A 591-nucleotide genomic window follows, 5' to 3' on the forward strand; every position below is an offset into this window, starting at 1 on the left:
TTTCTAAGTTCAAATGCAAGTAAAAAGCGAAGTTTTTTTCGTCTTGGATGCTCGGTCGACTTCTCTTCGGGAACCCGCTCGTCGGGGTGGGGGCTCCCACCCCTTGCCGCGGGGCGCTCCCGGAGCGGAGATTTTCCTTCCTTGGACTAGGCTCGTAGAGCTCTCTTCGCCTCGTGGTCTAGCTCGAAGTCGCAGTCGTGCGCAACCAGCGAGAAGAGGATGTGGAGGAGCTTATTGTTGACGTTGTTGAGGATGACCCCGTAGGGCTTGCCTTGGGCTTTCATGCGTTGGTAGTACTGTTTAAATGTTGGGTTATGAGTTATGGCACTTCGGGCTGCTTGGGTCAAGATTCCTTTTAGCCGTCGGTTACTGTAGCCTCCTGTGTTGGATTTGTGAAAGACTGAGCTCCCAGAGCTCTCGTAGAAGGGCGCTATACCGCAGTAGCTAGCCATTTTCTTGGCACTCCAACCCTTGAAATTGTCGGTAAAAACGATCAGCATGACCGAGGTGACGAGACCCACGCCTTTGCAGGAAATGAGGTGCAGGTAGTGGCGGTACATCTCCTCGTCTTCCTTGATGATTTCAAGCATT

Annotated in this window: 1 protein-coding gene; it reads right to left on the minus strand. The window is 52.5% G+C overall.

Translation table 11 applies throughout. The features are described from left to right. Window positions 1–146 precede the first annotated feature (146 nt). The coding region (locus PORUE0001_RS07890) for a transposase (protein ID WP_007365921.1) at window positions 147–591 on the minus strand (445 nt) is incomplete at its 5' end.

Origin of the sequence: Porphyromonas uenonis 60-3 (assembly GCF_000174775.1) — a bacterium.
Taxonomy (GTDB): domain Bacteria; phylum Bacteroidota; class Bacteroidia; order Bacteroidales; family Porphyromonadaceae; genus Porphyromonas; species Porphyromonas uenonis_A.